This is a genomic window from Stenotrophomonas sp. PS02297, assembly GCF_029959705.1.
Taxonomy (GTDB): domain Bacteria; phylum Pseudomonadota; class Gammaproteobacteria; order Xanthomonadales; family Xanthomonadaceae; genus Stenotrophomonas; species Stenotrophomonas nitritireducens.
On the sequence record NZ_JASCOS010000151.1, the window covers coordinates 1 to 7,186 of the forward strand.

Sequence of the window (7,186 nt, forward strand, 5' to 3'; positions counted from 1 at the left end):
CGAACTGCGCGACCGCTACCTGCATGGCACGTCGACGCTGCCGGCGTACCGCCGCTGATGGCGCCACCCCGCCCCCGGCGCCGGGGCGCCGGGGGCGGGAGGGACCGCGCCGGGGCGGCGCGCCACCTGCCGCGACGACGGTTTTGGGTTAGTGTGACCGCAGGCACGCAACGCACCGGGGGGGTTGGATCATGCGCATCGGAATCGTCGTGGATTCGGCCTGCGACCTGCCAGCCGACTTCATCCGCGAACACAGGCTGATCCTGCTGCCGATCACCGTCCGGATCGGCGAGGCGGTGCTGGCCGACCACCGCGAGGAAGACGCCACCCTCAACTTCCTCGACACCCACGTCGCCGAACGCGGCGCCGAGGCGGAAACCATTCCCTTCAGCGTCAACCAGATCCGCGACCTGTTCCTGCAGCACCTGGTGATCGACTACGACCATGTGTTCTGCCTGACCATCACCAAGACCCGCAGTCCGATCCACGACAACGCGCTGCAGGCCAGCTTCGCCATCCTCAACGAGTACCGGCCGATCCGCCAGGCCGCCGGCCACAACTCGCCGTTCGCCCTGCGCGTGCTCGACACCCAGAACCTGTTCGCCGCGCAGGCGGTGACCGCGGTGGAGGCGGTGCGGCTGCGCGATGCCGGCGCCGGCGTGGCGCAGATGCGCGAGCGGCTGGAGGAACTGGCCGGCAACGTGCATGGCTACATGATCACCCGCGACCTGTACTACATGCGCGCCCGCGCGCGCCACAAGGGCGACCGCAGCGTCGGCCTGCTCACCGCCGCGCTGGGCAGCGCGCTGGACATCAAGCCGGTGCTGCACGGCTACCGCGGCGAGACCGCGCCGGTGGCCAAGATCAAGGGTTTCGACAACGCGGTGCAGCGGCTGTTCGGCTTCGTCGGGCAGCGCGTGGTGCATGGCCTGCTGACGCCGGTGGTGTGCGTGAGCTATGGCGGCCCGCTGGACGAACTGCGCGCCCTGCCCGGCTACGCCCCCCTGCGCGAGACCTGCCAGGCGCACGGCGTGGCCCTGCTCGAAAGCGTGATGAGCCTGACCGGCATGGTCAATGTCGGCAAGGGCGCGGTGACCGTGGGTTTTGCCGACGTCCCGCACGAATTCGAGAGCTGATCCGCGCCGGCGTGTACGCGGACGCGACGCCCGCCGCGCCACACTGCCCCCTCCCAAGGAGAACCCTGCATGCCCGTGCACTATTCGATCTCGTTGCCCGATCCTGCCGCCGCGCGCGGCAGCGATCCGCGCCTGTCCTTCACCGCCAATGGCGCCGACACGTTCGCCGATCAATTGCAGGAGGCGCTGCGCACGCCGGAATTGTTCGAACGCTGGCGCGCCACCCAGGAAGAACCCGACGACGTCGACCCGCACTGGGGCGTGACCGATCCGGAAGCGACGGTAAGCGGCCGGCAGGCGGACCTGCGCATCGACCTGGTCGCCATCACCCGTATTCCCGGCGACGTCCTCAAGCAGCGCCTGCGCTGGCTGGCCGGCAGCCACTGGGAACTGCGCGACGTGCGCTGAGTACATGGCCGCGCAGCTTCATGGAAGCGGGCTTCGGCCGGTGACAGCGGCTTTATTGGCAACCGTTCGCCGGCCGCATCGCAGCCCCGTCCGCGAGCCGGCCCGCCCCCACGAGCGCGACAGGATCGTGGACAGGTTCTGAACAGATGACCCCCGTCCTGCTTTCCTGGAGCGGCGGCAAGGACGCCGCCTGGGCGCTGCACGCCCTGCGCCAGCGCGAAGACGTCCAGGTCGTCGCGCTGCTGAGCACCCTGACCGAAGGCCATGAGCGCTCGTCGATGCAGGGCGTGCGCAATGACGTGCTGCAGCTGCAGGCCGACGCCGCCGGGCTGCCACTGCTGCGCGCCTGGATACCGCAGGCCTGCGACAACGCCGGCTACCTGCAGCGCATGACCCAGGCACTGGAAACCGCGCGCCGGCGTTGGCCGGGGCTGCGCACGCTCGCCTTCGGCGACCTGCTGCTGGAAGACATCCGCCAATGGCGCCAGCGGCAGTACGCGGCGCTGGACTGGGACTGCCTGTCTCCCCTGTTCGGCCAGGACACCGCCGCGCTCGCGCGGGAGATGATCGATGCCGGCCTGCGCGCGCAGTTGTGCTGCGTGGACACGCAGGCGCTGGACGCCTCCTTCGCCGGCCGCGCCTTCGACCATGCCCTGCTCCGCGCCCTGCCCACCGGCGTCGACGCCTGCGGCGAGAACGGCGAATTCCACACCTGCGTCAGCGCCGGACCGATGTTCCGCACGCCGCTGGACCTGCGCACGGGCGCGACGGTGCTGCGCGAGGCGCGCTACGCCTATACGGACTTCATGCCGGCGCAGGACTGATCATGCTGCCCGGCTGCCCCCCGCTTCCGCCAGGAGAGGGGGCATGAACCGCGCAGGGCCGCGACCGGCGGACCAGGTTCAATACACGCTGGAGGGCATGGGCGGGCTGATCCCCATGCCCTGCGCCGGCCCGGCTTCCACCCACGTTTCCACGCGGTTGCGGCCGGCGCGCTTGGCCGCGTACAGCGCGGCGTCCGCGCCGGCCAGCAATGCTTCCGGCGGCTGCGGCTGCAATGCCCGCATGCCGGCCACGCCGACGCTGATGGTCACCGATTCCGGCAGTACCCCCGCTGGAATCGCCTGCACCGCCACGCGCAGGCGTTCGCCCAGCTCGTGCGCGCTTTCCGGGCACGTGGCCGGCGCCACCACCGCGAACTCCTCGCCACCGTAACGGGCCACCAGGTCGCCGCCGCGCGCCGCGGTGGCCTGCAGCATCGCCGCCACCTCGCGCAGGCAGCGGTCCCCCGCCGGATGGCCGTAGGTATCGTTGAACCGCTTGAAGTGGTCGATGTCGATCAGCAACAGCGACAGCGCGCTCTCCTGACGGCAGGCGCGGCTCCATTCGGCCTGCAGCACGGCGTCGAACTGGCGGCGGTTGGCAACGCCGGTCAACCCGTCAAGCCGCGCGAGCGCGTCCAGCGCCGCCTGCCGTTCCAGCAGCTCGATCTGCAGGAGCATGCTGCGCAGGCCGAAGCCCAGGATCGCAGCCACGAAGCCGGCCAGCGCCCAGTACCGGGCGTGATCCACCACCAGCGTGGCGACCACCAGCAGCAACAGCGGCAGGATCATTGGCCCGCCCGCCTGCACGGCATGCCGCAACCGCGGGCGCTCGCCGGCAGGTGCGGATTCGCGCGCGCGCAGCGCCAGCACCGCCAGCAGCAGGAAGGGCAGGTCGATCAGCAGGTCGGCGGGCAGGCCGAAGGGAATGTAGGCGGCGGCGTGGTTGATATAGCCGGCCATCACCAGATAGGCCACCGCGTAGATCGCCAGCACGCGGAAGAACGCACGCCGGCCGGGCAGATCCATGCTGGCCCAGCGCAGCAGCGCGAATGCCGCGATGCAGGCGTTCTGGATGTCGAACAGCAGGCGCAGGCCGTTCATGCCTGCGTCGCCGGCATTGGCGTGGTAGCGGGTATGCAGGAAGAACAGCACGCCCAGCAGGGCCGCCAGCAGGGCGTCGATCAGACTGATCGCCCAGCGCTCGCGCCGGGCGCGCGCCAGCACGAACACCAGCGGCACGCCGTAGGCCACGTAGAGCAGCAGGCTGATCTCCGGCGTGTCGTTGGCATCGCCCGCACGCACCGCATCGACCATGTTCATGGCCATGCCGCCTGCCCACAGCAGCATGGCCAGCGCAGTGGCCCGCCAGCCCGGCGCGGCCCGCTGCCGCCACCCTTGCCGCAGGCACGCGGCGGCGGCCAGCAACGGCGCGGCGATGAGGAAGCAGAACGACAGGACGGTCGCCGATGCCGGCAGCATTGCCAGCACCAGGCCATGGCACAATACGAACAGGAGCGCCAATACCAGCGGCATGCGGTCCCCCTACCAACGCCGATGGCTGGACGATAGCAAAGGCGCGCGCGTGGAAAGCGCGACGACCCGCGCGCTTTTCCACTCTGCCCGCGCCGGCTCAGGCCATGGCGCGGGCGTGGTGGGCGATGTGCTCGCCGATGAAACTGGCGATGAAGTAATAACTGTGGTCGTAGCCCGGCCGCAGCCGCAGCTGCAGCGGATGGCCAGCGGCCGCGCAGGCGTCGCGCAGCAGCTGCGGGCGCAGCTGGGTGTCGAGGAACTCGTCGTCCCCACCCTGCTCGACCAGCAGCGGCAGGCGTTCGGCGGCATCGGCCACCAGCGCGGTGGCGTCGTACTGCCGCCATGCCTCCCGGTCCTGGCCGAGGTAGGCGGAGAACGCCTTCTCGCCCCAAGGCACCTGCGACGGCGCCACGATCGGCGAGAACGCCGACACGCTGCGGTAGCAGCCCGGGTTGCGCAATGCGATCAGCAGCGCGCCATGACCGCCCATCGAATGGCCGCTGATCGCGCGCGCGTCGCTGACCGGGAAATGCGCCTCGACCAGCGCTGGCAGCTCGTCGACGATGTAGTCGTACATCCGGTAATGCGACGCCCACGGCTGCTGCGTGGCGTTGAGGTAGAACCCGGCGCCCTTGCCCAGGTCGTAGCCTTCCGCATCGGGCACGCCGTCGCCGCGCGGGCTGGTATCGGGCACGACCAGGATGATCCCGTGCTCGGCGGCGTAGCGCTGCGCGCCGGCCTTGGTGATGAAGTTCTGCTCGGTGCAGGTCAGGCCCGACAGCCAGTACAGCACCGGCAGCTTCGCCCCGCTTTCGGCCTGCGGCGGCAGGTAGACGGCGACGCTCATGTCGCAGCCCAGCACCTCCGAACGGTGCCGGTAGACATCCTGCCAGCCGCCGAAGCAGGCGCGGTGTTCAAGGCGTTCCATCGTCATATCAGTCGGCTCCCGATGCAGTCGAAAGGCGGATCTCGCAGGTCTTCAGCACCTCCAGGTCCCCCTTCACTTCGATCCGCGAAGCGTGGGCCAGGGCGCGGATACGCGAAGCGTAATACGCCTCGGGAATATCCTCGTACTCGTCGGGCGCGGCGATCAACACACCTGCGGTAACGAAGCCCGCCTTCTTCCATGCCCGGTCCAGCGACGACAGGATCAACCCATCGATCTTCACCAGATCGGGCTCCTGCAGCCGCTCGATCGCCTCGCGCGCTTCCTGGCTATCGTCCATACCGGCCAGCGCGGCGGCCAATCCCTCTTTATCGAACATCGCACTCATCTCAGTAGTGGACCACCGAACGGATCGACTTGCCTTCATGCATCAGGTCGAAGGCTTCGTTGATCCGCTCCAGTTCCATGGTGTGGGTGACGAACGGCGCCAGCTCGATGTCGCCCTTCATCGCGTCCTCGACCATGCCCGGCAGCTGGCTGCGGCCCTTCACGCCACCGAAGGCGGTGCCCATCCACTTGCGCCCGGTCACCAGCTGGAACGGGCGGGTGGAGATTTCCTGCCCCGCGCCGGCCACGCCGATGATTACGCTCTGCCCCCAGCCGCGGTGTGCGCATTCCAGCGCCGCGCGCATCACGTTGACGTTGCCGATGCACTCGAAGCTGTGGTCCACGCCCCAGCCGGTCATCTCCACGATCACCTGCTGGATCGGCATGTCGTGATCCTTCGGGTTGACGCAGTCGGTGGCGCCGAACTGCCGGGCCAGCTCGAACTTGGACGGATTGGTATCGATGGCGATGACGCGGCCGGCCTTGGCCTGGCGCGCGCCCTGGATCACCGCCAGGCCGATGCCGCCGAGGCCGAACACGGCCACGCTGTCGCCCTCCTGCACCTTGGCGGTGTTGTGCACGGCGCCGATGCCGGTGGTGACGCCGCAGCCGAGCAGGCACACATGCTCCGGGTTCGCTTCCGGATTGACCTTGGCCAGCGAGACCTCGGCCACCACGGTGTATTCGGAGAACGTCGAGCAGCCCATGTAGTGGTAGATCGGCTCGCCGTTGTAGGAGAAGCGGCTGGTGCCGTCCGGCATCACGCCCTTGCCCTGGGTCGCGCGCACGGAAGTGCACAGGTTGGTCTTGCCGCTCTTGCAGAACAGGCACTGCCCGCATTCGGCGGTGTACAGCGGGATGACATGGTCGCCCGGCTTCACCGAGGTCACGCCCTCGCCCACCTCGACCACGACGCCGGCGCCTTCATGGCCCAGCACGCACGGGAACAGGCCTTCCGGATCGTCGCCGGACAGGGTGAAGGCGTCGGTATGGCAGACGCCGGTGTGGGTGATCTTCACCAGCACTTCGCCTGCCTTCGGCGGGGCGACGTCGATCTCGACGATCTGCAGCGGCTGGCCGGGACCGAAGGCGACGGCGGCACGTGATTTCATGGTGTTCTCCTGTAGCGGTTGTTCGATGGCGCGTGCATCGGCACGCACCGGTGTTCGGGCAGGAGCGGCTTCCGTCGCGGCACGGCGTTCGCATCCGGCCCCCTGCAGGCAGCGCGAAAGCCCGTCGCGGCTGGAGCCGCCCCTACTTGAGGTAGGAGCGGATCAGGCCGGACATCTCGGCCACGCGCGCGGCGCGCTGCGCGGCCGACTGCGCCGGCTGGCCGAATTCCTCGCGCAGGTGCGCCTCCATCACTTCGGACATCAGCCCGTTGACGGCGCCGCGGATGGCCGCGATCTGCTGCAGCACCGGCCCGCAGTCGGCGCCGGCTTCCAGCGCGCGCTCCAGCGCATCGCACTGCCCGCGGATGCGCCGCACCCGCGCCAGCACCTTCTTCTTTTCCTCGGGGGAATGCGGCACGCATCCGCTCCTATCCTGTACTGGGGGACAGTATATTGGAAAACCATCCGTCATCCAGCGATGCGGGCGACGCCCCACCCGGTGGAGCCCGGCCCATGGCAGGAAAAACGCGAGGAAATCGCGCCTTCAGCGGTCGCGGCCATGCAAGCGACAGCTCATCGCGCCGCGCCAGCAGCCCGGTCATCGGCAGGGGAACGGCACCGGAACGGTACCGGGAGGGGCACCCCTCTCCCGCAGATGCACTGCGGAGGCGCCCACCGGCATGTCGCTGCCGGCACCGCATGGCGGGATGACCGGCGACCATCACCCCGGCCTTTCCAGGCTTCGCTGCACGGAAAGCATCGGGCAGCGGCAGACCACGCACCCGCCCATCCTGCGCGGCGCAGGATGGGGCGGGTGCAGCAGGCCCGTTTTCCAGCGGACGCATCAGGTCCGCATCGTCGAACCAGGACCTGGGGCCGGCACGCGTGGCGCCCGCGTGC

General features: G+C 69.6%; 8 protein-coding genes. 3 read left to right on the plus strand and 5 right to left on the minus strand.

Translation table 11 applies throughout. The features are described 5' to 3' along the window. Positions 1 to 191: 191 nt before the first annotated feature. From QMX80_RS17505 to QMX80_RS17515, 3 genes are all read left to right on the plus strand, one after another. The gene (locus QMX80_RS17505; protein ID WP_055772184.1) at positions 192 to 1,136 is read left to right on the plus strand and encodes a DegV family protein; all 945 of its coding nucleotides are present in this window, start codon (positions 192 to 194) and stop codon (positions 1,134 to 1,136) included. A gap of 69 nt (positions 1,137 to 1,205) precedes the next feature. Next, positions 1,206 to 1,544, plus strand: coding sequence for a hypothetical protein (locus tag QMX80_RS17510; RefSeq protein ID WP_055772187.1), 339 nt, complete (start codon positions 1,206 to 1,208; stop codon positions 1,542 to 1,544). A gap of 146 nt (positions 1,545 to 1,690) precedes the next feature. Then, entirely contained in the window at positions 1,691 to 2,368 is a 678-nt protein-coding gene (locus tag QMX80_RS17515) for an adenine nucleotide alpha hydrolase (protein WP_282278453.1), read from the plus strand. Between the two features lie 78 nt (positions 2,369 to 2,446). Here QMX80_RS17515 and QMX80_RS17520 read toward each other — a convergent pair whose 3' ends face one another. From QMX80_RS17520 to frmR, 5 genes are all read right to left on the minus strand, one after another. Continuing rightward, positions 2,447 to 3,901 carry a GGDEF domain-containing protein gene (locus QMX80_RS17520; protein WP_282278454.1) on the minus strand — a complete coding sequence of 485 codons (1,455 nt, stop codon included), beginning with the start codon at positions 3,899 to 3,901 and terminating at the stop codon, positions 2,447 to 2,449. Positions 3,902 to 3,998: 97 nt separating this feature from the next. Further along, on the minus strand, positions 3,999 to 4,829 hold the full coding sequence (fghA, locus tag QMX80_RS17525; protein ID WP_282278456.1) for an S-formylglutathione hydrolase: 831 nt from the start codon (positions 4,827 to 4,829) through the stop codon (positions 3,999 to 4,001). A gap of 7 nt (positions 4,830 to 4,836) precedes the next feature. Beyond that, positions 4,837 to 5,175, minus strand: a complete 339-nt coding sequence (locus QMX80_RS17530; RefSeq protein WP_282278458.1) for a DUF3658 domain-containing protein — start codon at positions 5,173 to 5,175, stop codon at positions 4,837 to 4,839. A 1-nt stretch (position 5,176) separates the two neighbouring features. Beyond that, positions 5,177 to 6,286: an S-(hydroxymethyl)glutathione dehydrogenase/class III alcohol dehydrogenase gene (locus QMX80_RS17535; protein WP_282278460.1), complete on the minus strand. Its 1,110-nt coding sequence runs from the start codon at positions 6,284 to 6,286 to the stop codon at positions 5,177 to 5,179. 142 nt (positions 6,287 to 6,428) lie between these two features. Then, on the minus strand, positions 6,429 to 6,704 hold the full coding sequence (gene frmR / locus QMX80_RS17540; RefSeq protein ID WP_055772201.1) for a formaldehyde-responsive transcriptional repressor FrmR: 276 nt from the start codon (positions 6,702 to 6,704) through the stop codon (positions 6,429 to 6,431). Between the last annotated feature and the right edge of the window lie 482 nt (positions 6,705 to 7,186).

Excerpts from the sequence above, each read along its gene's own strand:
- QMX80_RS17505 (WP_055772184.1), top strand. The coding sequence starts at position 192 with ATGCGCATCGGAATCGTCGTGGATTCGGCCTGCGACCTGCCAGCCGAC.
- QMX80_RS17510 (WP_055772187.1), top strand. The coding sequence starts at position 1,206 with ATGCCCGTGCACTATTCGATCTCGTTGCCCGATCCTGCCGCCGCGCGC.
- QMX80_RS17515 (WP_282278453.1), top strand. The coding sequence starts at position 1,691 with ATGACCCCCGTCCTGCTTTCCTGGAGCGGCGGCAAGGACGCCGCCTGG.
- QMX80_RS17520 (WP_282278454.1), bottom strand. The coding sequence starts at position 3,901 with ATGCCGCTGGTATTGGCGCTCCTGTTCGTATTGTGCCATGGCCTGGTG.
- fghA (WP_282278456.1), bottom strand. The coding sequence starts at position 4,829 with ATGGAACGCCTTGAACACCGCGCCTGCTTCGGCGGCTGGCAGGATGTC.
- QMX80_RS17530 (WP_282278458.1), bottom strand. The coding sequence starts at position 5,175 with ATGAGTGCGATGTTCGATAAAGAGGGATTGGCCGCCGCGCTGGCCGGT.
- QMX80_RS17535 (WP_282278460.1), bottom strand. The coding sequence starts at position 6,286 with ATGAAATCACGTGCCGCCGTCGCCTTCGGTCCCGGCCAGCCGCTGCAG.